The sequence below is a fragment of the Pseudomonas sp. R3-41 genome (assembly GCF_054161485.1).
Genome location: NZ_CP096421.1, coordinates 5379343 through 5403772, shown reverse-complemented (window position 1 = coordinate 5403772; position 24430 = coordinate 5379343). Strand labels below are relative to the sequence as shown.

At 61.6% G+C, this 24430-nt stretch carries 20 protein-coding genes and 1 pseudogene; 14 read left to right on the top strand and 7 right to left on the bottom strand.

The features are described from left to right. Window positions 1-4: 4 nt before the first annotated feature. Window positions 5-142: pseudogene (locus M1D99_RS23250) on the top strand (SRPBCC domain-containing protein); the annotation flags it as partial. Further along, window positions 142-1377, top strand: a complete 1236-nt coding sequence (locus M1D99_RS23245; RefSeq protein ID WP_458130836.1) for an RNA polymerase sigma factor — start codon at window positions 142-144, stop codon at window positions 1375-1377. The pseudogene M1D99_RS23250 and the gene M1D99_RS23245, both read left to right, overlap by 1 nt. 439 nt (window positions 1378-1816) lie before the next feature. On the opposite strand, the gene M1D99_RS23240 is transcribed toward M1D99_RS23245, so the two are convergent. The 4 genes from M1D99_RS23240 to M1D99_RS23225 form a co-directional block, all read right to left on the bottom strand. Continuing rightward, window positions 1817-3160 carry an imelysin family protein gene (locus M1D99_RS23240; RefSeq protein ID WP_434571917.1) on the bottom strand — a complete coding sequence of 448 codons (1344 nt, stop codon included), beginning with the start codon at window positions 3158-3160 and terminating at the stop codon, window positions 1817-1819. Window positions 3161-3429: 269 nt separating this feature from the next. Continuing rightward, window positions 3430-5481, bottom strand: coding sequence for a putative bifunctional diguanylate cyclase/phosphodiesterase (locus M1D99_RS23235; RefSeq protein ID WP_434571915.1), 2052 nt, complete (start codon window positions 5479-5481; stop codon window positions 3430-3432). A 296-nt stretch (window positions 5482-5777) separates the two neighbouring features. After that, window positions 5778-6374 (bottom strand): superoxide dismutase, encoded by a 597-nt coding sequence (locus M1D99_RS23230; RefSeq protein ID WP_458130835.1) that lies wholly within the window; start codon window positions 6372-6374, stop codon window positions 5778-5780. A 176-nt stretch (window positions 6375-6550) separates the two neighbouring features. Beyond that, entirely contained in the window at window positions 6551-7153 is a 603-nt protein-coding gene (locus tag M1D99_RS23225) for a LysE/ArgO family amino acid transporter (protein WP_458130834.1), read from the bottom strand. Between the two features lie 96 nt (window positions 7154-7249). Between M1D99_RS23225 and M1D99_RS23220 the strand changes: the two genes are divergently transcribed. The 4 genes from M1D99_RS23220 to M1D99_RS23205 all read left to right on the top strand — a co-directional run bounded on the left by M1D99_RS23220 (window position 7250) and on the right by M1D99_RS23205 (window position 11195). Next, a complete protein-coding gene (locus M1D99_RS23220) occupies window positions 7250-8143 on the top strand; it encodes a LysR family transcriptional regulator ArgP (protein ID WP_458130833.1) in 894 nt (297 codons plus the stop codon). A 57-nt stretch (window positions 8144-8200) separates the two neighbouring features. Further along, entirely contained in the window at window positions 8201-9193 is a 993-nt protein-coding gene (locus tag M1D99_RS23215) for an NAD-dependent epimerase/dehydratase family protein (protein ID WP_458130832.1), read from the top strand. Between the two features lie 106 nt (window positions 9194-9299). Further along, the gene (locus M1D99_RS23210) at window positions 9300-10181 is read left to right on the top strand and encodes an ATPase (protein ID WP_458130831.1); all 882 of its coding nucleotides are present in this window, start codon (window positions 9300-9302) and stop codon (window positions 10179-10181) included. A gap of 177 nt (window positions 10182-10358) precedes the next feature. Next, window positions 10359-11195 carry a cache domain-containing protein gene (locus M1D99_RS23205; protein ID WP_458130830.1) on the top strand — a complete coding sequence of 279 codons (837 nt, stop codon included), beginning with the start codon at window positions 10359-10361 and terminating at the stop codon, window positions 11193-11195. A 951-nt stretch (window positions 11196-12146) separates the two neighbouring features. Here M1D99_RS23205 and rapA read toward each other — a convergent pair. Beyond that, window positions 12147-14993, bottom strand: coding sequence for an RNA polymerase-associated protein RapA (rapA, locus tag M1D99_RS23200; RefSeq protein ID WP_434571907.1), 2847 nt, complete (start codon window positions 14991-14993; stop codon window positions 12147-12149). A gap of 229 nt (window positions 14994-15222) precedes the next feature. On the opposite strand from rapA, the gene M1D99_RS23195 reads away from it, so the two are divergent. From M1D99_RS23195 to ccoM, 3 genes are all read left to right on the top strand, one after another. Continuing rightward, complete coding sequence (locus tag M1D99_RS23195; RefSeq protein WP_458130829.1) at window positions 15223-15564, top strand: aspartate-semialdehyde dehydrogenase; 342 nt, start codon at window positions 15223-15225, stop codon at window positions 15562-15564. A 95-nt stretch (window positions 15565-15659) separates the two neighbouring features. Next, window positions 15660-15821, top strand: a complete 162-nt coding sequence (locus M1D99_RS23190) for a hypothetical protein (protein ID WP_003184513.1) — start codon at window positions 15660-15662, stop codon at window positions 15819-15821. Between the two features lie 144 nt (window positions 15822-15965). Next, on the top strand, window positions 15966-16082 hold the full coding sequence (gene ccoM, locus M1D99_RS23185) for a cytochrome c oxidase subunit CcoM (RefSeq protein WP_025212288.1): 117 nt from the start codon (window positions 15966-15968) through the stop codon (window positions 16080-16082). Window positions 16083-16333: 251 nt separating this feature from the next. Here the strand turns inward: ccoM and M1D99_RS23180 are convergent, their stop codons facing one another. Together M1D99_RS23180 and M1D99_RS23175 are read right to left on the bottom strand one after the other, a co-directional pair. Then, window positions 16334-17809, bottom strand: a complete 1476-nt coding sequence (locus M1D99_RS23180) for an inorganic phosphate transporter (RefSeq protein ID WP_186704480.1) — start codon at window positions 17807-17809, stop codon at window positions 16334-16336. Window positions 17810-18174: 365 nt separating this feature from the next. After that, window positions 18175-18375 (bottom strand): hypothetical protein, encoded by a 201-nt coding sequence (locus tag M1D99_RS23175; RefSeq protein WP_003184509.1) that lies wholly within the window; start codon window positions 18373-18375, stop codon window positions 18175-18177. A 570-nt stretch (window positions 18376-18945) separates the two neighbouring features. Here M1D99_RS23175 and pcaR point away from each other — a divergent pair. From pcaR to pcaF, 5 genes are all read left to right on the top strand, one after another. After that, window positions 18946-19788 (top strand): pca regulon transcriptional regulator PcaR, encoded by an 843-nt coding sequence (gene pcaR / locus M1D99_RS23170; protein WP_003184507.1) that lies wholly within the window; start codon window positions 18946-18948, stop codon window positions 19786-19788. 141 nt (window positions 19789-19929) lie between these two features. Further along, window positions 19930-21276, top strand: coding sequence for an aromatic acid/H+ symport family MFS transporter (locus M1D99_RS23165; RefSeq protein WP_458130828.1), 1347 nt, complete (start codon window positions 19930-19932; stop codon window positions 21274-21276). Window positions 21277-21570: 294 nt separating this feature from the next. Then, the gene (locus tag M1D99_RS23160; RefSeq protein ID WP_434571900.1) at window positions 21571-22431 is read left to right on the top strand and encodes a CoA transferase subunit A; all 861 of its coding nucleotides are present in this window, start codon (window positions 21571-21573) and stop codon (window positions 22429-22431) included. Continuing rightward, window positions 22428-23207 carry a CoA-transferase subunit beta gene (locus M1D99_RS23155; protein WP_181290317.1) on the top strand — a complete coding sequence of 260 codons (780 nt, stop codon included), beginning with the start codon at window positions 22428-22430 and terminating at the stop codon, window positions 23205-23207. Before M1D99_RS23160 ends, M1D99_RS23155 begins: the two co-directional genes overlap by 4 nt. Beyond that, complete coding sequence (gene pcaF / locus M1D99_RS23150) at window positions 23204-24409, top strand: 3-oxoadipyl-CoA thiolase (RefSeq protein WP_458130827.1); 1206 nt, start codon at window positions 23204-23206, stop codon at window positions 24407-24409. The genes M1D99_RS23155 and pcaF overlap by 4 nt, the downstream gene beginning before the upstream one ends. The last annotated feature ends 21 nt before the right edge of the window (window positions 24410-24430 follow it).

Genomic DNA, 24430 nt, shown 5'->3' with positions numbered 1-24430 from the left:
ATCCCAAACCCGTTACACCGCCCGTGCGCTGCACTGGAGCGAGGAGGATCGCCAGGTGCACGAAGCCATGGGCTTCCATGAAGGGTGGGGCGAGAGCCTGGACCGGCTTGAAGCGCTGGTTACCCGAGGCATGCCCGACTGATGTCGGCCGAAACGGTCAAGGCGCGGGTCGAGCAGGTGTATCGGCAAGACTCGCGACGGATCCTGGCGACGCTGATTCGCCTGTTGGGGGACTTCGACCTTGCGGAAGAGGCCTTGCACGAGGCTTTTTTCATTGCGGTCGAGCGCTGGCAGCGCGACGGCGTGCCGGACAATCCACGGGCCTGGCTGGTGTCTGCCGGGCGTTTCAAGGCCATCGACAGTTTGCGCCGACGGGCGCGTTTCGCCGCGTCCCAACCGATGTTGATCGCCCAACTCGAGGAACTGGAACAGGGCCAGTGGAGTGACGAAGACGTGGAAGACGATCGCCTGCGGCTGATTTTTACCTGCTGCCACCCGGCCCTGGCGGCGGATGCCCAGGTGCCCCTGACGCTGCGGGAAGTCTGCGACCTGACCACCGAGCAGATCGCCCGGGCATTCCTCGCCGCCCCGGCGGCCATTGCCCAGCGCATCGTGCGGGCCAAGGCGAAAATCCGCGATGCCAGGATCCCCTACCAGGTGCCGTCCCGGGCGGAGCTGCCGGAGCGTCTGGACAGCGTGCTGCGGGTGATCTACCTGGTGTTCAACGAAGGGTACTCGGCGTCGATGGGCGCCGAGCTGACCCGCGAAGACCTGACGTGCGAAGCCATCCGCCTCGGGCGTCTGCTGATGGAGTTGCTGCCCGAGGCCGAGGTCATGGGGCTGCTGGCGTTGATGCTGCTGCACGAATCCCGGCGACCGGCGCGAACGTCGTCGACCGGTGAGCTGATCCTGCTGGATGAACAGTCCCGATCCTTGTGGGATGCCGAGCTGATCGCCGAGGGCTGCGCGTTGGTGAAAGCCGCGTTGAAGACCCGGCGGTTCGGGCCGTACTGCTTGCAAGCGGCGATAGCGGCGGTGCATGCCGAAGCGCCGACGGCCGAGGAGACCGATTGGCCGCAGATCGTCGGGCTCTATGATGTGCTGCTGCGGGCCGTGCCGTCGCCGGTGATCGAACTCAACCGAGCCGCCGCCCTGGCCAAGCGCGACGGGCCCCAGGAAGGGCTGCGCCTGGTTGACGGAATACTCGCCAGGGGCGATTTGACGGACTATCACCTGGCCCATTCGGCACGGGCGGAGTTCTGTCGGCAGTTAGGGCAGGTGGAGGAGGCGCGGGCCGCCTACCGACGTGCGCTTGAACTGACGCAGCAACTGCCGGAACGGCGGTTCATTGAAGCCAGGCTCGCCGGGTTGCAGTGATGAACCACAAGAACAACGAAATTCCTGTGGGAGCGGGCTTGCTCGCGAAAACGCCGGCGCAGTCAAGACAGTTGTTGATTGACCCACCGTCTTCGCGAGCAAGCCCGCTCCCACAAGGGAAGTGATGACTGATCGCACATCTTCGAAACACCGGAAACCACTGTGGGAGCGGGCTTGCTCGCGAAAGCGTCGGCGCAGTCAAGACAGTTGTTGCTTGACCCACCGTCTTCGCGAGCGAGCCTGCTCCCACAAGGGAACTGATGGCAGACCTCGCATTTTCGAAACGCCAGAAACCACTGTGGGAGCGAGCCTGCTCGCGATAGCGGTGGATCAGCCAACATCGATGTTGGCTGATCCACCGCTATCGCGAGCAAGCCCGCTCCCACAGGTTTAGTGGTTTGGCTGGCTGCGTTAATCCGTTTCAGCCAGCCGGCGTTGATCAGAACTCGTGATCAGCGCTGTCCGGGTTCAGGTCGCTGATGCCCAGTTTGCCCGCGGCCTGTTCGATCGAACCGGTCTGCTTGACCAAGGCGGCGATGGCGTCGCGGACGATCTGGTTGCCAGCGGTGTTGCCGGCGGCGATCAGTTGGTCGTAGTGCTCACCCTTGTTGGCGTGATCGACCATGACCTGGATCTTGGCCTCGGTGTCGGCCAGGTCGGCCTTGAGCGCGGTGTCCGCGGCCGGGTCGGCCTTGGCGACCAGCGACGACAGGCTGGCGCCGGTCAGCTTGCTGCCGTCGACGCGGGTGTATTCGCCCAGGTACACGTTACGCACACCCTTGGCATCGTAGAAGTGCGAGTAGTGGGTGTTGTCGCTGAAGCAATCCTGCTCGTCTTCAGGCGAGTTGGCTTCCAGGGACACCTTCATGCGCTCGCCCGCCAGTTCACCCAAGGACAGGCTGCCCATGCCGAACAGCATCTTGCGCAGGCCGCTTTCGGCCGGCTCGGCTTCCAGGGTGGCGCGGTAGTTGTCGGCCACGTTCGGCTTCCAGTTACCGACCATTTCCTGCAGGTCGTTGACCAGCAGTTGGGTCACGGACTTGAGGTAGGCACGACGACGGTCGTTGTGGCCGCCGGTGGCGCCGGCGCCTTCCAGGTAATCCGAAGCTGGGCGATTGCCAGCGCCCGGACCGGTACCGTTGAGGTCTTGGCCCCACAGCAGGAATTCGATGGCGTGGTAGCCGGTGGCGACGTTGGCCTCGGAACCGCCCAGCTCGTTCAGGCTGGCGAGTTTTTCCGGGGTGATGTCTTTGACGTCGACCTTGTCTTCGCCAACCTGGACTTCGGTGTTGGCGATGATGTTGGCGGTGGCGCCCGGGTTGCCCAAGGCGTGTTCGTAGGACTTGTCGACGTAGTCGATCAGGCCTTCGTCCAGGGGCCAGGCGTTCAATTGGCCTTCCCAGTCGTCAATGATGGTGTTGCCGAAGCGGAACACTTCGCTTTGCAGGTACGGTACGCGTGCGGCGACCCAGGCAGCCTTGGCGGCTTTCAGGGTCTCGGCGTTCGGCTTGGCCAGGAACGCGTCGACGGCGGTTTGCAGGGTTTTCGCCGTGGATTCGGCATCGCTGTAGACGGCGTAGACGATGTCGGCGTAGTGCGCGACAACAGCCTTGCCGGCGGCTTCGTCGATTTTGCCAGCGGCAGCAGGGGCGACCGGTGCCGCAGTGCTGGCGGCCGGCGTTGGCGCTTGCGGCGCGGCGGCCTTGTCTTTGCCTTCGCCGCAACCGGCGAGGGAAATAGCGATGGCCAGCAGACTGGCGGTAGCCAGGGGCATACGAATCATGGCGAACATCCTGCTTCGGTGATGGATGGGACAGGCGCGAGGGTGCGCAAAAACTGCGACATAATGCGAAAGATTTGCATTATGTGTAAAGGGTTATGGTTGTAAATATTTCTTGTTTAATGATGAGAATCACCCCCTGTAGGAGGCGTCTGTAGGAGCTGCCGAGCGAAGCGAGGCTGCGATCTTTCCCCTGGCGCTTGAATTCCAAGCGAACAAACCAACGATCGCAGGCTTCGCCAGCTCCTACGAAGGCTTGGCGCTGGGGAGAGTCAGATTATGGAAACCTTGCTGCGCTCGGCCTGCTTCAGGTAAATGCCCAACTCCCGCGCCGGCAGCGGTTTGCTGTAGTAGTACCCCTGACCTTCGTGGCAGCCCTCGGCGATGATGTAGGCTTCCTGCTCCACCGTCTCGACGCCCTCGGCAATGACCTGCATTCCCAGGCTCTTGCCCAACTGGATGATGGCCCGGACGATGGTCGCATCGTCCTCGTCGTCGAGCAGGTCCTGGACGAAGCTCTTGTCGATCTTGATCTTGTCCAGCGGCAGGCTCTTGAGGTAGCTCAGCGACGAATAGCCGGTGCCGAAGTCATCGATGGCAATCAGTGCCCCGGAGCGGCGCAGGCTCAGCAAGTGCTGGGCCGCGGTGGTGATGTCTTCCATCAGGCCGGTCTCGGTGACTTCCAGTTCCAGGCTGCGCGGCGGCAGCCGGTACATCTGTAGGAGATTGTTCACCACTCGCGGCAGCTCGGCGTGGTGCAGTTGCACCGTCGACAGGTTGACCGCCATGCGCAGGTCGAGGAAACCCTGGTCGTGCCATTCGCGCAATTGCCTGCACGCCTGGTCCAGCACCCATTCGCCGATGGCGATGATGGTGCCGTTCTGTTCGGCCAGGGGAATGAACAAGTCCGGCGGCACCAGGCCGTGCTCGGGATGGTGCCAGCGAATCAAGGCTTCGGTGCCGACTATTCGTAGGTCGCGGTAGCTGATCTGCGGTTGGTACACCAGGCTGAACTGCTCGCGGGCAAGGGCCTCGCGCAGGTCTTTCTCCAGTTCGCGACGGCGGCGCATCTCGCTGTCGACGCTGGCGATGTAGAACTGGTAGCGATTGCGCGAGCGGCTCTTGGCCAGGGTCATGGTCTGCTCGGCTTTCTGCAACAGTTTCTCGGTGCTGTCACCGTCTTCGGGGAAGAGGGTGATGCCGATAGTGGCCCGCAGGCGGATCTGCTGATCATCGATGGCGAACGGCGCTTCCAGGTCATCGAGGATGCTCTGGGCCAGCTCGGCGGCCTCGTAGGGCTGCTCGATGTCGGCTTGGACCAGGGCGAACTGGTCACCCCCCAAACGCGCCAGCGCGCCGAGCCGGCCGCTGTGGGCCCGCAGCCGATCCGCCAGGGCCAGCAGCAACTGGTCGCCGGTCTGATAGCTGAACTGCTCGTTGATGCCCTTGAAGTCATCCAACCCCACACACAGCACCGCCACCCGACGTTGCAGGCGCCCGGCGTCCACCAGGATCTTGTCCAGTTGCTGTTGCAGTTGCTGGCGGTTGGGCAGGCCGGTGAGAAAGTCGTACTGGGCCATGCGCAGCAGGCTGTTTTCCGCTTCGTGGCGCAGGTGCGTGTTGCGTTCGATGGATTCGAGCAGTTGGTTGGCCGTGTTGATCCACAGGCCTAGTTCGTTTTGCTCGTGGCCGCGCAACTGCGGGATCTTGTGCGCGCTGGGGCGATCGGGGTTGATTTCGGTCAGGTGCTCGATGATCCGCGACAACGGCTTGGTCAGCAGCCAGTGATAGACCAGGTACAGCACCAAGCCCATGGCCAGGGCCCGTAGCATCCCGGAGATAAAGATGATCACCGAACTGACGATGAAGCCCTCGCCGTAGGTGGCGGTGTCGAGGGTGATGCTCAGGTCGCCGTAATATTCGCTGTAGGGCCCGCGTCCCACCAGTTGCGTGGTGAAGGTGCGCTCTTTGCCCAGGATCAGGTCGGTCAGCCAGCGGCTGTCGGAGTGCGTCAAGGGCCGGGCTTTTTCGGCGAGCATGGTTTCGCGGGGGTGGCCGATGGACGCCATGCGTACGGCTTCGTCCTGGAACAGGCCCTCGATCACCTGCATGCCCATTTCCCGGTCCAGGCTGTAGACGGCCTGGGTCGAAGGGTCGCGGAACATGTCGAGGATACGTTGGGCGTCAGTGGCGACGGCCTGGTTGGTTTTGTAGGCATCGAACACGATCTGGGCGCAGCTCAAGACCACGCCAACGATCAATGCCGAGAGGAGCACGACCCGGAGCAACTTCACAGACAAGCTGTTCTTGAGTTCCAGCTTCAAAGAGTGGTTCCTTGTTCCGTGCGGGTAGCGTCAAGTTGCCATGAGTATTGGCAATCCTGTGATGTCAGTCAAAGGGACAATCAAACACAAGGGTTTTCGCTTGAAACCTGACCGGTATACGTTTTTTCCAGAGTGATTGCTCTACGACCATTGTGTCGGTTGAAAGGCACCGCAACTTGAGGCCCACCGGGATTTTTTCTTGCTTTCCAGACGCGAGGTCTCTCGTCTGCGATCATTTTTCGCCGTGCAAAAAAAAACCCGGCATGGCGCCGGGTTTCTTTGGGCTGGCATCGAGCTTAGGCAGTGAAGGCTTTACCTTCGAACTGCTCGGCGACGAATTTCCAGTTGACCAGGTTCCAGAACGCTTCGACGTATTTCGGACGAACGTTGCGGTAGTCGATGTAGTAGGCGTGTTCCCACACGTCGCAAGTCAACAGCGGGGTGTCGCCGTTGGTCAGTGGGTTGCCGGCGCCGATGGTGCTGGCCAGGGCCAGGGAACCGTCAGCCTTTTTCACCAGCCAGCCCCAACCGGAACCGAAGGTGCCGATGGACGTCTTGCTGAACTCTTCCTTGAACTTGTCGAACGAACCGAAGGCTGCATTGATGGCTTCAGCCAGCGCGCCGGTTGGTTGACAGCCGGCGTTTGGCGCCAGGCAGTTCCAGTAGAAAGTATGGTTCCAGACCTGAGCGGCGTTGTTGAAGATACCGCCCGAGGAAGTCTTGACGATTTCTTCCAGGGTCTTGCCTTCGAACTCGGTGCCAGGCACCAGGTTGTTCAGGTTCACGACATAGGTGTTGTGGTGCTTGTCGTGGTGGTATTCCAGAGTCTCTTTGGAGATGTGCGGCTGCAGTGCATCGTGTGGATAGGGCAGCGGCGGCAATTCGAAAGCCATGGTGATTCTCCTAATCAGGTCAGGTTGCGGTGAGCGCAAGGCCGATCACGGGCGGCCAGACTAGCGCCGGGGAGTTTGTACTCTTTGCGGCGCAGGAGTCGGATCATAGCACCGGGGGTGCGGCATAACCACGCAACAACTGTGTGGAATAGAGGTTCCAGAGCGGTTTGGAATAATCAGCCGGTGACGATCAATTGCATCGCCACGGTAAACATCATCACCGCTACCAAGAGGTCCAGGATCCGCCAAGTGCTTGGGCGGGCCAACCACGGTGCCAGCCATGCCGCGCCGATGGCCAGGGTGAGGAACCATAGCAGCGAGGCACTGGCCGCCCCTATCACGTAGGCACCGGGAACGCTCTGCTGGGCGCCAAGGGAACCGATCAGCAGCACCGTGTCGAGGTAGACGTGGGGGTTGAGCAGCGTCACCGCCAGCGCGCTGAGCAACACCGCCCGCAGCGAGCGTACGGCGTGGTTCTCACTTTGCTGCAGGCTCTGCTTCGAGCAGGCCCGGCGCAAGGCCAGGCTGGCGTACCAGAGCAGGAACGCCGCCCCGCCCCAGCGGGCAGTCGACAGCAGCAACGGACTCTGGGCCAGCAAGGTCGCCAGGCCGAAAACCCCGGCGGCGACCAACAGGGCATCGCAGGTGATGCACAGCGCCGCTACCGGCAAGTGATGCTCGCGGCGTAGGCTCTGGGCCAGTACGAACGCATTCTGGGCGCCGATGGCCATGATCAGCCCGAGGGCCACCACGAGCCCGTTCACATAGCTTTGCCACATTTTTTTATCCCCCGGTCAGTTGCTGTCGCTGGTCATTTTCCCGGGAAGGGCTGTATAAGAAAAACCAATATTGCTGATTGCCCATTAGGATTACTGATGTTCGACTACAAATTGCTCTCTGCCCTGGCCGCCGTGGTCGAGCAGGCCGGTTTCGAGCGCGCAGCCCAGGTGCTGGGTTTGTCGCAGTCGGCCATTTCCCAACGAATCAAGTTGCTGGAGGCGCGTGCCGGCCAGCCCGTCCTGGTGCGGGCCACGCCGCCGGTGCCGACGGAAATCGGCCGCCGGCTGCTCAACCACGTGCAACAGGTGCGGCTGCTCGAGCGTGACCTGCAAAGCCTGGTGCCGGCGCTGGATGAAGAGGGCCTGCCGGAGCGTCTGCGCATCGCCTTGAACGCCGACAGTTTGGCGACCTGGTGGGCCGCTGCCGTGGGCGATTTCTGCGCCGGCCAACACCTGTTGCTCGACTTGGTGGTGGAGGACCAGACCGTTGGCCTCAAGCGCATGCGCGCCGGTGAAGTGGCGGCCTGTGTCTGCGCCAGCGAACGCCCGGTGGCGGGCGCCCGCAGTGTCTTGCTGGGGGCGATGCGTTACCGGGCGTTGGCCAGCCCGGCCTTCATCGCCCGGCATTTCCCCGGCGGCGTGCGAGCCGATCAACTGGCCCGTACGCCAGCCTTGGTGTTTGGTCCGGATGATTTCCTGCAACACCGCTACCTCGCGTCCGTGGGCGTGGAGGGCGGTTTCGAGCATCATCTGTGTCCCTCGTCCGAAGGTTTCATCCGTCTCGCTGAAGCGGGACTGGGCTGGGGGCTGGTGCCGGAGCTGCAAGTGCGCGAACAGCTGGAACGAGGCGTGCTGGTGGAATTGTTGGCAGATAAACCGATCGATGTGCCGCTGTACTGGCATCATTGGCGCAATGGTGGACAGTTGCTCGGCTTATTGACCGAGCGACTGATCGCAGCGGCAAGCAGCACGCTGCAAGCAGTCGGTTAAAAGCCCTTGGCTTGAAGCTTGAGGCTTGTAGCTCGAATCTGATTTTTAGGAGCATGCATGAAGATTTTGGTCACCGGCGCGAGCGGCTTCATTGGCGGGCGCTTTGCGCGTTTCGCCCTGGAGCAGGGCCTGGATGTGCGGGTCACCGGTCGCCGGGCCGAGAGTGTGGAGCACCTGGTGCGGCGCGGTGCGCAATTCGTCCAAGGGGACTTGAGCGACCCGCTGCTGGCCCGCGACCTGTGCCTGGATGTCGAGGCCGTGGTGCATTGCGCCGGTTCCGTTGGGCTGTGGGGTCGCTACCAGGATTTCCACCAGGGCAACGTTCAGGTCACGGAAAATGTCGTCGAGGCCTGCCTCAAGCAGAAGGTGCGTCGCCTGGTTCATCTGTCCTCGCCGTCCATTTACTTTGATGGCCGTGACCACCTCGGGTTGACCGAAGAACAGGTGCCCAAGCGCTTCAAGCATCCTTATGCCGCCACCAAGTACCTGGCCGAGCAGAAAGTCTTCGGTGCCCAGGAGTTCGGCCTCGAAGTGCTGGCCCTGCGCCCGCGTTTCGTGACGGGTGCCGGTGATATGAGTATTTTCCCGCGCCTGTTGAAAATGCAGCGCAAGGGGCGCCTGGCCATTGTCGGCAACGGCTTGAACAAGGTGGATTTCACCAGCGTGCAGAACCTCAACGAAGCGTTGCTCAGCAGCCTGCTGGCCAGCGATTCCGCCTTGGGCAAGGCCTACAACATCAGCAACGGTGCACCGGTCCCATTGTGGGATGTGGTCAATTATGTGATGCGCCAGATGGAAGTCCCACAGGTCCGACGTTATCGTTCCTACGGCTTGGCTTACAGCGTCGCGGCCCTGAATGAAGGGGTCTGCAAGCTCTGGCCAGGCCGCCCCGAACCGACGCTGTCGCGCCTGGGCATGCAGGTCATGAACAAGAATTTCACCCTGGACATCAGCCGGGCCCGGCATTCTCTCGATTACGATCCGCAGGTCAGCCTCTGGACCGCCCTGGATGAATTTTGCGCCTGGTGGACGGTCCAAAACGCCCGCTGATCGGCCCGCCATGAACCGAGTGCCCGGTTCGGGGTCAATCGGTGCGGCGGGCGACGGGGTTATACTCGCCGCATCAAGCCATTACCGGTTTCCCAAAGGTCGAACCATGCCCATGCGTAACGATGCCAACGACGACTTCGATGATGTACCGAGCCTGCGGATGCGGGCCGACATTCCCGATGACGATGATTTCCTGCCCAACCGCCAGCCGCCCCACGTGCAAGCGCGCCCGGCGCCGGCCGCCGCGGCGAAGGTCAAGGCCAAGGGGCCCAGCACCGGGCCGCTGTGGGCATTGGTCGGCGCGCTGCTGTGTGCGTTCGGTTTCCTGGCCTGGTGGAGCTTCCAGCAGATTTCCCTGATGGAGCAGCAATTGGTGGCGACCCAGGAAAGCTTCGCCCGGATCAGTGAAGATGCGGCGGGGCGCTTGCAGGACATCTCCGGCAAGGTGGTCGCCGGGCAGTCCAATGTCATGAGTGACAGTGAAGCCTTGAAATTGCAGATCAAACAGTTGGACAACAAGCTGCAGGAGCAGGCCCGGCAATTCGACGGCAAGCTGCAGGAGCAGTACAGGCAGCAACAAGCCACGTTCGGTCCGTCCGCCGACCTGGACAAGGAACTTGCCCAGCTCATTGCCCAGGCTTCTGACCAGCAGAACACCAACACTCAACTGCAAGCTTCCAACAAGGAGCTCCAAGCCCAGGTCAAGGCGCTGGCCGCTGAGGTGACCGCCTTGAAGAATCAAGGCGAGGGTGGTGCCCTGGATGCCCAGCTCAAGAGCATCGGTGCCGACATCACCGCCCTGAAAAGAGCCACCTCCAACTCTGCCATCGAGCGCCTGGAGCAGGACGTGATCGTGCTCAAGAGCCAGCAGGATAACGGCAACACCGCCGAGTTCGACGCCTTCCGCGGGCAGGTCACCCGTAACATCAATACCTTGCAAGCGCAGATCCAGCATTTGCAGCAGCAACTCAGCGCTCGGGCTCAATAAGCCTGATGTTCGGCCAGCGCCTATCCCTGTAGGAGCTGCCGAAGGCTGCGATCTTTTGATCTTTCGCTCAAGACTCAATTGTCTGGGAAAAGATCGCAGCCTCGTTGCACTCGTCAGCTCCTACTTCCCCACGCCGTCTACGCTCTTGAAACACCAACAAGAACGAGGGGCGCACCCATGGGTTTTTTTCACAGGATGGCCTGGCTGGGCGCAATGCTCATGCTGGGGATGGCCCAGGCGGCCACTGCGGACGATGGCCACGCGGCCCGGGCGCTGCTGGAGAAGGCCTTGGCCTATTACCATGACAATGGCGACAAAGCCTTTGCCGCCTTCAGCCGCCAAGGGGAATTTGTCGACAAGGATCGTTATGTGTTCGTGGTCGATACCCAGGGTGTGATGCTTGCCAGCGGCGGACCTTCCTCGGCGTTGATCGGACGGGACGTGTCCGAAGTGCTGGGGCCGGATTTGCGCAAAGCCTTCAAGGACGCCTTGAAAACTGCCGAGGCCAGCGGCATTCAGCAAGCCGAGTACCGTTGGCAGAACTGGGCGGACGGCAAGGTCGAGCGCAAGCATGTGTATTTCCAGCGTGTTGGTGAGCGAATCCTGGCTGTCGGTTATTACTTGCCGCGTGCTTCAGCCGAACAGGCTCGGGCACTGCTGGACAAGGCCTCGAGTGACCTGCTGAAAAACGAGAAAGCCACGCTGACGGCAGTCAACGCTCTAAAGGGCGGGTATCTGCAGGATGATTTGTATGTCTTTGTCGTCGACCTCGATACCCGGCGCTATGTGGGGCATGGCACCAATCTGCGTTTGATCAACACCGACTTTGCCAAGGTCAAGGACCCGGATGGCAAACCAGTGGGGGAGCCGATCCTGGCCATGATCGGCAAGCAGGATGTGGGGGAGTATGAGTATCGCTGGAAGAATCCGGTGACCGGGAAGGTTGAGGACAAGCATGCTTATCTGAAGAAGGTTGGGCATTTTCTGGTGGCGGTGGGGTATTACAGTCCTTGAGGCTGGGGGCTGGTTTTTGGGTTTTGGGTTTTGGGTGTATATCTGTTTCTTAGGTAACGGCCACTGGCGGTTCCGCCCTTACGGCCGCTCACTTTTTTTCAAACGCCAAAAAAAGTAAGCAAAAAAGGCTTGCCCCACCACTCGGTGCCTCGCTAGGGCTCGGCATGCCCTCACTCCGGCGTTGCTCCGTGGGCCGCCGCGAAGGGCCATCCATGGCCCAGCGCGGCTATCCCGGCATCCATGCCGGGATGCCCACTGCGCAATGCCTGCGTTCGGCCATCGTGGTTAACGGGGCGTCCAGATCAAAAGCAAAAGCAAAAGCAAAAGCAAGAGCAAGAGCAAAAGCAAGAGCGGGGCACATGCCTGCATTTATTTGGCTGAGCCACCGCTTTCGCGAGCAAGCCCGCTCCCACAATGGGCCGCAGTGAACACAAAACTCATGAACACCCAAGATCACCTGTGGGAGCGAGCTTGCTCGCGAAGAGGCCGGCCCACCAACATCACCGTCAACTGACACACCGCTTTCGCGAGCAAGCCCGCTCCCACAATGGGCCGCAGTGAACATAAAACTCATGAACACCCAAGATCCCCTGTGGGAGCGAGCCTGCTCGCGAAGAGGCCGGCACATCCAACATCACCGCAAACTGACCCACCGCCTTCGCGAGCAGGCTCGCTCCCACAGGGGAAACGCGATCACCCTGAGCCAGGTCGGCTATGAGGCCGCCTCGCGGCGGCCCACGGAGCAATGCCTTCGTTCAGGCATGCCGAGCCTAGGCGAGGTGCCGAGTGGTGGGGCAGGAGCGTTTTGCTTACTTTTGACTGGGCCGGCTTCCGGGCTTTTCAAAAGTGAGCCGCTGTAAAAGCGGAACCGCCAGCGGCCGTTACCGAAAAAACGGATATACACCCGATAAAAGCACCACAGCGGAACTTATACCGGGATCCCAGCCAAACTCAGCCCGCCACCAACACCCGAATCGCCTCCAAACGCAACGCCGCCTTCTCAAGCATCGCCAAGCCTTGCTCCCGCTGTTGGCGCAGGGCCACCAGCTCGCTGTCGCGCACGGTCGGGTTGACCGCTTGCAGGGCGGTCAGGCGTGCCAGTTCCTCGTCGGTATCGGCCGCCAGGCGGCGCTGGGCCTCGGCCACGCGCTCGGCGTGACGCGGGGCGATCTTCTCTTCGCCGGCATTGATACGAGGCGTGAGCTGGTCTCGCTGGGCCTGGATGAACTTGTTGGCGCTGGCGCGCGGTACGCTTTCGAGCTGGTCGTTCAGGGTTTCGAACGAGACCCGGGCGGCCAGGTCGTTGCCGTTGGCGTCCAACAGGCAGCGCAGGGCGGCCGGCGGCAGGTAGCGGCCCAGTTGCAGCGAGCGCGGCGCAACCACCTCACTGACGTAGAGCAGCTCCAGCAACACGGTGCCGGGCTTGAGCGCCTTGTTCTTGATCAGCGCCACGGCGGTGTTGCCCATGGAGCCGGACAGCACCAGGTCCATACCACCTTGCACCATCGGGTGCTCCCAGGTGATGAACTGCATGTCTTCGCGCGACAGCGCCTGGTTGCGGTCATAGGTGATGGTCACGCCCTCGTCGTCGCCCAGCGGGAAGCTGGCGTCGAGCATTTTTTCGCTCGGCTTGAGGATCAGTGCGTTTTCCGAATGGTCTTCGCTGTCGATACCAAAGGCGTCGAACAGGGTTTCCATGTAGATCGGCAAGGCAAACTGGTCATCCTGCTCGAGAATGGCCTCCACCAGCGCATCGCCTTCACCGGCGCCGCCGGAGTTGAGCTCCAGCAAACGGTCGCGACCGGTGTGCAGCTCGGCCTCCAGGCGCTCGCGTTCGGTACGGGCCTCGTCGATCAGAGCCTGCCATTGGCCATCATCGGCTTCCTCCAGCAAGGGCAGCAGGCGCGGGCCGAACTGGTGCTGCAAGGCGTTGCCGGTCGGGCAGGTGTTGAGGAAGGCATTCAGGGCTTCGTGATACCACTGGAACAGCCGCGCCTGGGGGCTGGTTTCCAGGTACGGCGCATGCAGCTCGATGGTGTGCTTCTGGCCGATCCGGTCCAGACGACCGATACGTTGTTCCAGCAGGTCCGGGTGCGCCGGCAGGTCGAACAGCACCAAATGATGGGCAAACTGGAAGTTGCGTCCCTCACTGCCGATTTCCGAACAGATCAGTACCTGGGCACCAAACTCTTCGTCGGCGAAATAGGCCGCCGCGCGGTCGCGCTCCAGGATATTCATGCCTTCGTGGAACACCGTGGCCGGGATGCCGGAGCGCACGCGCAGGGCGTCCTCCAGGTCCATGGCGGTTTCGGCGTGGGCACAGATCACCAGCACTTTGGTGCGCTTGAGCATCTTCAGGGTGTCGATCAGCCATTCGACCCGCGGGTCGAAACGCCACCAGCGTTCTTCTTCGCTGGCGTCCGGCTGGGCCTGGAAGCTGACTTCCGGGTACAGCTCGGGGTGATCGCCCAAGGGCAGTTCGAGGTACTCGGGCGGGCACGGCAGCGGGTAGGCGTGCAGCTTGCGCTCGGGGAAGCCCTGCACGGCGGCGCGGGTGTTGCGAAACAGCACGCGACCGGTACCGTGGCGATCCAGCAGTTCACGCACCAGGCGGGCACTGGCTTGGACATCGCCATCATTGACGGCGGTCAGCAATGCTTCGCCTTCGTTCCCCAGGAAACCCTGGATGGTCTTGTGGGCTTCGGGCGAGAGGCGGCCTTTGTCCAGCAACTCCTGCACGGCTTCGGCCACCGGACGATAGTTTTCGCTCTCGGCGCGGAAGGCCTTGAGGTCATGGAAACGGTTCGGGTCCAGCAGGCGCAGGCGGGCGAAATGGCTGTCCTGACCCAGTTGTTCCGGGGTCGCGGTCAGCAGCAGCACGCCCGGGATGGTTTCGGCAAGCTGCTCGACCAGGGCGTATTGCGGGCTAACCTGGTCTTCGTGCCACACCAGGTGATGGGCTTCGTCGACCACCAGCAGGTCCCAGCCGGCGGCGAACAGCGCGTCCTGGGCCTTTTCGTCGTCCACCAGCCACTCCAGCGCCACCAGGGCCAATTGGGTGTCTTCGAACGGGTTGCTGGCATCGCTTTCGATGAAGCGCTCTTCGTCGAACAGCGCGACCTGGAGGTTGAAGCGCCGACGCATTTCCACCAGCCACTGGTGCTGGAGGTTTTCCGGCACCAGGATCAGGACGCGGTTGGCACGGCCGGACAGCAACTGGCGATGGATGACCAGGCCGGCTTCGATGGTCTTGCCCAGGCCCACTTCGTCGGCCAGCAATACCCGCGGCGCAATGCGGTCGGCCACTTCACGGGCAATATGCAGTTGGTGGGCGATCGGCTGGGCACGTACGCCGCCCAGGCCCCACAGGGAAGACTGTAGCTGGCGGCTGGTGTGTTCCAGGGTGTGATAGCGCAGGGAGAACCAGGCCAGCGGGTCGATCTGGCCGGCGAACAGACGGTCGCTGGCCAGGCGGAACTGGATAAAGTTCGACAGTTGGGTCTCGGGCAGGGTGACCACTTCGTTCTGCTCGTTGAGACCGTGGTAGACCAGCAGCCCGTCGACGTCATCGACTTCGCGCACGGTCATTTTCCAGCCTTCGAAGTGAGTGATCACATCGCCCGGCGAAAATCGTACACGGGTAAGTGGCGCATTCCGTAGCGCGTACTGGCGAGTGTCGCCAGTGGCCGGATAGAGCACGGTCAACAAGCGGCCGTCCTGTGCCAGAACGGTGCCTAAACCCAGCTCGGCTTCGCTGTCACTGATCCAGCGTTGCCCCGGTTGATACTGCTGCGCCATGCTGCCTGACTCCCGCCTTGAAAAAGCCGGTTATCTTAACGGAAGGATCCTTCATACCAAAGGATTTACGTACGCTGATTCGTCGCGATGCTACGGAACTTATGCTTGCCCGGCGATCAAACAAGCTCGGCCTTGGTCATCGCCGCAATTGCCAACTGGGTCACAAGTTTCGGACCGGCGGTTCAAGCTGCCACTTTAGCCGCCGACAACCTGAAGACAGGAGAACCTTATGTTGCCACCCATACTCCCTTTGAGCGTTGTACCCATCACCGCTCAACAGGATCCGGTTCGCCAGCGACCGGACATACCGCCCGTGGTCCCGGTGCAAAAAAGCTCCAACGAAAGCACCATCGACCTGCAAAACCGCGACCCGGAAGAGACCGCGCTGCTGTTGCGCGAGGAACAGCAGCGCCAGCAGGAGCGCGAGCGCCGCCGCCGCGAGGCCGATGAAGACCCTGAAGAGCACCTGGCCGTACCGGGTACCGAACTCAACGCCGACAATACCGTGCCGGTGGTGCCGCTGATCGACGAAGAGTCGCGCCAAGGCCTGTGGGTCGATATCCAGATCTGATCCCGGGTGTCTGGCTGCATTCACAGGCTGGTCAACGCCGCCAACAGCCCGCATCATGGGCGCATCCGCAATTCACTGCACGATGCCCACACGCCATGAGCCAAGACGACAAGCTGATCGACCTCAGTGCCGAGCGCGCCAAGCGCGTTCACGACCTCAACGAAAAACGCCTCAATGAAGTCCGCCAGGCTTTCGAACAGGCCATGCCGTTGGGCAAGCCCAAGAAAAAGCCGAAGAACAAACCGAAAAAGCGCTGAACCCCCTCGATCCATTGATGCAGATCAGTTATTTCCCCACCTTTGCGCCCCGTCGAGGGCGTTATTGACCCCGGTCAATTTTCATCCAGGCCTGATTGGTTACCTTGAACCCATCGCAACAGGGGCAAGACCAGGAGGCCAGTCATGTTTTTCGATAATGTGGTGTTTGCCGGGGTGTTGACGGTCGGCCTCATGTTCGTGTTTTTCGCAGGTTTTGGATTATTCATCTGGAAAGACGCACACAAGCGGAAAAAACCGTAGGTCTTTCTGGCTACAACGAGCACGCAAGGCATTTTGGGCGACTTCGGTCGCCCTTTTTTTTGGCAAATTTCCTGATCACGCAAAACTACGGTGGGAGCGGGCTTGCTCGCGAAAGCGTCGGGTCAGTCATCTATTCAGTGCCCGACATACCGCTTTCGCGAGCAAGCCCGCTCCCACAAGTTGCCCAGTGTCTGGGCATAAAAAAAGGTGCGATCCGCAAGGGTCGCACCTTCTTTTTTGAGCCGCTGGAATCAGCTGCCGATGGCCTTGGACGCCAGCCAGAACAGCGCCGCCGACAGCGCCACCGTCGCCGGCAGGGTCAGTACCCAGGCCAGCAGGATGGTGCGTACGGTGCCGCCTTGCAGGCCGCTCTTGTTAGCGACCATGGTGCCCGCCACGCCGGAGGACAGCACGTGGGTAGTAGAAACCGGCAGGCTGAAGATATTCGCCGCGCCGATCATGCACGCGGTGGTGATCTGCGCCGACATACCTTGCGCATAGGTCATGCCTTGTTTGCCGATCTTCTCGCCGATGGTCAGCACCACGCGCTTCCAGCCGACCATGGTGCCCAGGCCCAGTGCCAGTGCGACTGCCAGGATCACCCAGAACGGGGCGTACTCGGTGGTGGCGGTCAGGTCCTTGCGCAGCTTGTTCAAGTCGTCTTTCTCGCGAGCCGCCAAGCCTGGCAACTTGCCTACCTTCTTCGCCGTGTCGTCCAGGCAGAGCAGGTAGCGACGAACCTCGATGCGTCGTTCCGACGGCAGCGAATGGTAGTCCGCCACGCCTTTGAGCGTGTCGAGCAGGGCATTGATGGTCGGTTCGGTCTGCTGCGGGTTGCAGCGGAATTTCTCGGGCAGATCGCCGTTCACGCTTTTGCCCAGCGCCAGGTATTCACCCAGGGACTCGTGGTTGCGTTGGTAGAACTGGCTCAGGTGCAGCGTTGCGTCACGGGTCCGCTCGATCTGGTAGGTGGTGCTGCCCAGATCCAGTACGAACTGCGCCGGTACGATACCGATCAGCACCAGCATGATCAGGCCGATACCTTTCTGGCCATCGTTGGAGCCGTGGACAAAGCTGACGGCCATGGCCGAGATCACCAGTACCAGGCGGTTCCAGAACGGCGGGTGTTTCTTGTCGTCGATCTGGCGGCGCTGTTCCGGCGTCTTGTGCATCTTCGACAGCGGACGCCACCATTTCAGGCCGATCAGCACCAGGGCGGCGATCAGGAAACCGGCCATGGGCGAGAACACCAGGGAAGCGCCGATATCGATCGCCTTCTGCCAGTTCACCCCGTCGGCCAACGGGATATCGTTGATCAGCGCGTTGGCCAGGCCCACGCCGAGGATCGAACCGATCAATGTGTGGGAACTGGATGCCGGGATACCGAAGTACCAAGTGCCCAGGTTCCAAGTGATGGCCGCTGCGAGCAGCGAAAACACCATGGCCAGCCCGTGTCCGGTGTTCACATTGATCAGCAGCTCCACGGGCAACAGGTGAACGATGGCGTACGCCACCCCCACGCCGCCCAGCAACACGCCGAGAAAATTGAACACACCGGAAAAGAACACCGCCAGGTGAGGCGGCATGGCTTTGGTGTAGATAACAGTGGCAACCGCGTTAGCGGTGTCATGAAAGCCGTTGATGAACTCGAAGGCGAGGACAAAAGCCAGGGCGAGCAAGAGGCTCACAAGCACCCAAGCATCCAGTCCGCTGAATAAATCGATCATGAAGGTTTTCTGACCCGGTCATAAGGGGGCGCGATTATGCCAGAAAACCTCGGTAATCGATGCACTGCCTGCTCATCGGTAACATTCTTCAACGAAAATAATTGTAGGACCGTCTCAGGCGCCAGGTTTGCCGCGGGTTGCGTAACCCTTTGAATCAGGGGCGCAAAGCACACTTGGCCAGGATCACGGCAAGCTGAATGATGCCGTGAGCGATTGTATGAAATTTCTGAAAAGAAGGTCGGCCATGACCCTTCCGGACCGTCGGGCAGGAGCGGATGGCGGCCCGCTCATGGCGGGCGTGCGCTACGGATTCCAGCCTGGGTGGCGGCCGGAAACCTCTTCACAGGAACCTCGGGCGCTGAGCGTCACTGCTCTTCGGCTTTGAGTTCCTTTTCCATTTTCTGGAGTTCTTGGGTGAAGGCCTGGTCCTGAACGGTGGCGCGCTTACGCCAGGGTTTGCGTTCCGGTTCAGGTTGCGCGGCGTAGGTGGTGACTTCCCCGCCGTAAACTTCCTTGTAACGTTGTTCCTGGCGCTCAAGTTCCGCGCGCAGTTCGTCTTTCGTCACAGTTTTACCTAAATTAATTGAAGTTGAATCTGGTGATACGCACTGCATGTGGACATGCAGACGGCCACGGCACCAGAGCTGACAGCTGACGTAGCATCAGGGCTTCGCGTTGTTGCCAAACAGGGGAAGCGACCATAAAGGCGCTCCGGGCACCAGGCTAATGACCACGGCGCCAGCGTACGAGAACGGTTGATTGGCCGTACCGTCACTGTTTTGCATTATAGCGGCCCAGCCGAATAACACTATCGGGAAAATTAAAAGGTGCTGTTGTTGTGTGAACTCATGTTTGTATGTGCAACTTGTATCACCGCGTGAAAAAGGTCGGCGAGTACCGCTATCCAGATGCCGTTCACGCCGACAAGTTCAATTTACCCCACGCTTTCACGCCAAACTCGAGTCATTGTTTCCTGCAACTTAACTCAAACGTGTTCGCAGCGGGAGTCATTCGATAGCGGACCCGATTGCGATTATCGGTCGGCGGTTCGATAATCGAACGCTCTCGGCCGGCGGCCCTTGCTTGCCCATCGGGCAGCCGCTTGAATAGCCGTCATTCCCGGGGAAGGATCAGACATGAACGACCAATTGCGCAATGCCTTCACTTCTGTCGCGCCACCGATCGTCGCCTCGCCGGCCAAGCGGATCCAGGCCCTGACCGGTGATCCCGACTTCATGACGTCCCTGGCCCGTGGCTTGGCCGTGGTCCAGGCCTTCCAGGAGCGCAAGCGGCACCTGACCATCGCCCAGATCAGCCATCGCACGGAAATTCCCCGCGCCGCTGTCAGGCGTTGCCTGCATACCTTGATCAAGCTGGGCTACGCCACCACGGACGGGCGCACCTATTCGCTGCTACCCAAAGTGTTGACCCTCGGTCACGCCTATCTGTCTTCCACACCCCTGGCCGTTTCTGCCCAGCCGTACCTGGACCGCATGAGCGAGCAACTGCACGAAGCCTGCAACATGGCCACGCTCGAAGGCGACGACATTCTTTATATCGCCCGCTCCGCGACCACCCAGCGCCTGATTTCGGTGGACCTGTCGGTGGGCGGGCGCCTGCCAGCCTATTGCACCTCCATGGGCAGGATTCTCCTGGCGGCCCTGGATGATGCGTCGTTGCGCGACTACCTCGACCACGCCGACCTGCAGGCCAAGACCAGCCGCACCTTGCACACACCTGAGGCTTTGCTCGAGTGCCTGCAACAGGTGCGGCAGCAGGGCTGGTGCATCGTCGACCAGGAACTGGAACAGGGTCTGCGTTCGATTGCCGTACCGGTGTACGACGCTTCCGGTCAAGTAGTGGCCGCGCTCAACGTCAGTACCCATGCCGGACGGGTCAGCCGCAATGAGTTGGAGCAACGCTTCCTGCCTGGCCTGCTGGGGGCCAGTCGCGACCTGAGCGCGCAGCTGTTCACTTAAGCTGTTCGATAAACGCACACAGTCGGCGGCGATGAATTGACGGTGTTTGCCTAGCCTCATTAATGTCGCGCAGCGTCATCCGGCGTGTGTCGCCGGGTCTCCGTTCGTCCGCCTGCGTTTTTCGCTTGGAATAAAAATAAAATGAACCAGCCCCAGATCTCCGTAGGCAATTGCCTCGATGTGCAGTCCTTCATCAATACCCAGCCCATATCGCGTTATCAGTGGCGGGTGGTGATTCTGTGTTTCCTGATTGTGTTCCTCGACGGCCTCGATACGGCCGCGATGGGCTTCATCGCCCCGGCGCTGTCCCAGGATTGGGGCATCGATCGCGCCAGCCTCGGCCCGGTAATGAGTGCCGCGCTGATTGGCATGGTGTTCGGCGCACTGGGTTCAGGGCCGTTGGCTGACCGCTTCGGGCGAAAAGTCGTACTGGTGGGCGCGGTCGTGCTGTTCGGCGCGTTCAGCCTGGCCTCGGCCTACAGCACCAACGTCGATCAATTGCTGGTATTGCGCTTCTTGACCGGCCTGGGCTTGGGCGCCGGGATGCCGAACGCCACCACTTTGCTCTCGGAGTACACCCCGGAACGCAAGAAATCGCTGTTGGTGACCAGCATGTTCTGTGGCTTCAACCTGGGCATGGCGGGCGGCGGATTCGTCTCCGCCAAGTTGATCCCGGCCTTCGGTTGGCACAGCCTGCTGCTGATCGGCGGGGTGCTGCCGTTGATCCTGGCGGTCGTGTTGCTGTTCTGGCTGCCGGAGTCGGCGCGTTACCTGGTGGTGCGCAACCGCGGCACCGACAAAGTGCGCAAGACCCTGGCGCCGATCGAGCCGCACACGGTTGCCCAAGCGGCGAGCTTCAGCGTACCGGAACAGAAAACCGTCAAGGCCCGCAATGTGTTGGCGGTGATTTTCTCCGGTACCTACAGCGCCGGCACCTTGCTGCTGTGGCTGACCTATTTCATGGGCCTGGTGATTGTCTACCTGTTGACCAGTTGGCTGCCGACCTTGATGCGCGACAGCGGCGCGAGCATGGAGCAGGCCGCGTTTATCGGCGCGTTGTTTCAATTCGGCGGCGTGTTGAGCGCTGTGTTTGTCGGTTGGGCGATGGACCGGTTCAATCCGCATAAGGTCATCGGCCTTTTCTATCTGATGGCCGGGGTGTTTGCCTACGCGGTGGGGCAGAGCCTGGGCAACATCACCGTGCTCGCCACCCTGGTGCTGGTGGCCGGCATGTGCGTCAACGGCGCGCAATCGGCGATGCCTTCCCTGGCGGCGCGTTTCTACCCGACCCAGGGCCGGGCCACCGGGGTCTCGTGGATGCTGGGTATCGGTCGTTTCGGCGCGATCCTCGGCGCCTGGATGGGCGCCACACTGCTGGGGCTGGGCTGGAACTTCGAACAGGTCCTGACGGCGCTGGTTATTCCTGCGGCCCTGGCGACCACGGCGGTGGTGATCAAGGGCATGGTCAGTCATGCGGATGCGACCTGAGCCCACGACCTAACCCCAGTGGAACACCTGTGGGAGCGGGCTTGCTCGCGAATGCAGTGGGTCAGACAAAGTAATGCAGCCTGAGACACCGCATTCGCGAGCAAGCCCGCTCCCACAGGGGGCTGTGTGCTTGGATAAATCGATAGCCAAACAACAATCTGTTCGATAAACGAACACTCAGTCGATTATCGGATTGTTTTGCCGTCATCCCGAAGCTTAATCTTCAGTCACTCCGGCGCTTAACCTCGCGCCTTTTTCTTCATGTCGGTCTACTGGATAACGGGAGCCTGCCCCATGGCTGAAATCCTTTCGCTGCACGATGCGGTGAAGCAATTCGTCAATGACGGCGATACCGTCGCGCTCGAAGGCTTCACTCACCTGATTCCTACGGCGGCGGGTCATGAAATCATTCGTCAGGGCAAGAGAGATCTGACCCTGGTGCGCATGACGCCTGACCTGATCTATGACCAGTTGATCGGCGCCGGTTGTGCTCGCAAGTTGATTTTCTCCTGGGGCGGCAACCCTGGCGTCGGGTCGTTGCACCGCTTGCGCGATGCCGTGGAGAAACAATGGCCACACCCACTGGAGATTGAGGAACACAGCCACGCCGACCTGGCCAATGCCTACGTCGCCGGCGCTTCCGGCCTGCCGTTCGCGGTGCTGCGGGCCTACGCCGGTTCTGACCTGCCGAAGGTCAACCCGCTGATCAAGAGCGTGACCTGTCCCTTCACCGGTGAAGTCTTGGCCGCCGTGCCTTCGGTGCGCCCGGACGTCACGGTGATCCATGCCCAGAAAGCCGACCGCAAGGGCAACGTGTTGCTATGGGGCATCCTCGGTGTGCAGAAAGAAGCTGCCCTGGCCGCCAAGCGTTGCATCGTCACCGTGGAAGAAATCGTCGACGACCTGAACGCGCCGATGAACGCCTGCGTGCTGCCGACCTGGGCGTTGAGCGCCGTGTGCCATGTCCCCGGCGGTGCCCATCCGTCCTACGCCCACGGCTACACCGAGCGTGACAACCGTTTCTACCAGGCGTGGGACCCGATCGCCCGGGACCGTGAGACCTTTACCGCATGGATCAACGAATACATTCACGGCACTCGAGATTTCAGTGAATTCCAGGCCCGGCTGGCAGCAGCTTCGCAGGTGAAACCATGAACTACTCCACCAACGAAATGATGACCGTCGCCGCGGCGCGTCGCTTGAAGAACAATGCCGTGTGCTTCGTCGGCATCGGCCTGCCGTCGAAAGCGGCCAACCTGGCGCGGCTGACCTCGTCGCCGGACGTCGTGCTGATCTACGAATCGGGTCCGATCGGTGCCAAGCCCAGCGTACTGCCGCTGTCCATCGGCGACGGTGAGCTGGCGGAAACCGCGGACACGGTCGTACCGACCGGTGAGATTTTTCGCTACTGGTTGCAGGGCGGGCGTATCGATGTCGGTTTCCTTGGCGCGGCCCAAGTCGACCGGTTTGGCAACATCAACACCACGGTGGTGGGCGACTACCATCAGCCGAAAGTCCGCTTGCCGGGTGCCGGTGGCGCGCCGGAAATCGCCGGTTCCGCCAAAAGCGTGTTGATCATCCTCAAGCAGTCGGCGCGTTCGTTTGTCGACAAGCTGGATTTCATCACCTCGGTGGGCCATGGCGAAGGCGGTGATTCGCGCAAGCGTCTTGGCCTGCCCGGGGCGGGGCCCGTGGGCATCATCACCGACTTGTGCATCATGGAACCGGAAGCCGGCAGCCATGAATTCGTGGTCACCGCGCTGCACCCCGGCGTGACCCGCGAGCAAGTCATTGCGGCCACCGGGTGGGCGATCCGTTTCGCCGATCAGGTGCAAACCACCGCCGAGCCGACCGAGGTGGAGCTGCGCGCACTGCGCGACCTGGAAGCTCGCACCGCGGCGGCCCACGGCCAGGCACCGGGAGAAGCTTGATGCGCGACGTGTATATCTGTGATGCGATTCGAACCCCGATCGGTCGGTTTGGCGGCGGTTTGTCTGCCGTGCGCGCCGATGACCTGGCCGCTGTGCCGATCAAGGCGCTGATGGAACGCAATCCATCGGTGGACTGGAGTGCGGTGGATGAGGTGTTCCTCGGCTGTGCCAACCAGGCCGGTGAAGACAACCGCAACGTGGCGCGCATGGCGCTGCTGTTGGCGGGCCTGCCGCAGAGTATTCCCGGCGTGACCCTCAATCGCCTTTGCGCCTCGGGCATGGACGCCATCGGCACCGCGTTCCGCGCCATTGCCAGCGGTGAGATGGAACTGGCCATCGCTGGCGGCGTGGAGTCGATGTCTCGGGCGCCGTTCGTGATGGGCAAGGCCGACGCCGCGTTTTCCCGCAACATGAAGCTGGAAGACACCACCATCGGCTGGCGTTTCATCAACCCATTGATGAAAGCCCAGTACGGCGTGGACGCGATGCCGCAGACCGCCGATAACGTGGCCGATGAATACGCCGTGTCCCGCGTCGACCAGGACGCTTTCGCCTTGCGCAGCCAACAGCGAACGGCGGCGGCCCAGGCGGCAGGGTTTTTCGCCGAAGAAATCGTGCCGGTGCGCATCACTCATAAAAAAGGCGAAACCGTGGTCGAACAGGACGAGCACCCGCGCGCCGACACCACGCTGGAAACCTTGGGCAAACTCAAACCGGTCAATGGCCCTGACAAGACCGTCACCGCCGGCAACGCTTCGGGTGTCAACGACGGCGCGGCCGCCTTGATCCTGGCGTCGGCCGAAGCGGTGAAAAAACACGGCCTGACGCCTCGGGGCAAAGTGTTGGGCATGGCCAGCGCCGGCGTCGCGCCACGGGTGATGGGCATTGGCCCGGTGCCGGCGGTGCGCAAGCTCACTGAACGCCTGGGCCTGGCGGTCGCGGATTTCGATGTGATCGAACTCAATGAAGCCTTTGCCAGCCAGGGCCTGGCGGTGCTGCGGGACTTGGGGCTGGCGGACGATGCGCCGCAGGTCAACCCGAACGGCGGCGCTATCGCCCTCGGCCATCCACTGGGCATGAGCGGGGCACGCTTGGTGATGACGGCGCTGCACCATTTGGAAAAAACCGGCGGCAAGAAAGGCCTGGCGACCATGTGCGTCGGCGTCGGCCAGGGTCTGGCATTGGCCATCGAACGCGTCTGACGCGTCGCTCTACTAATAAGA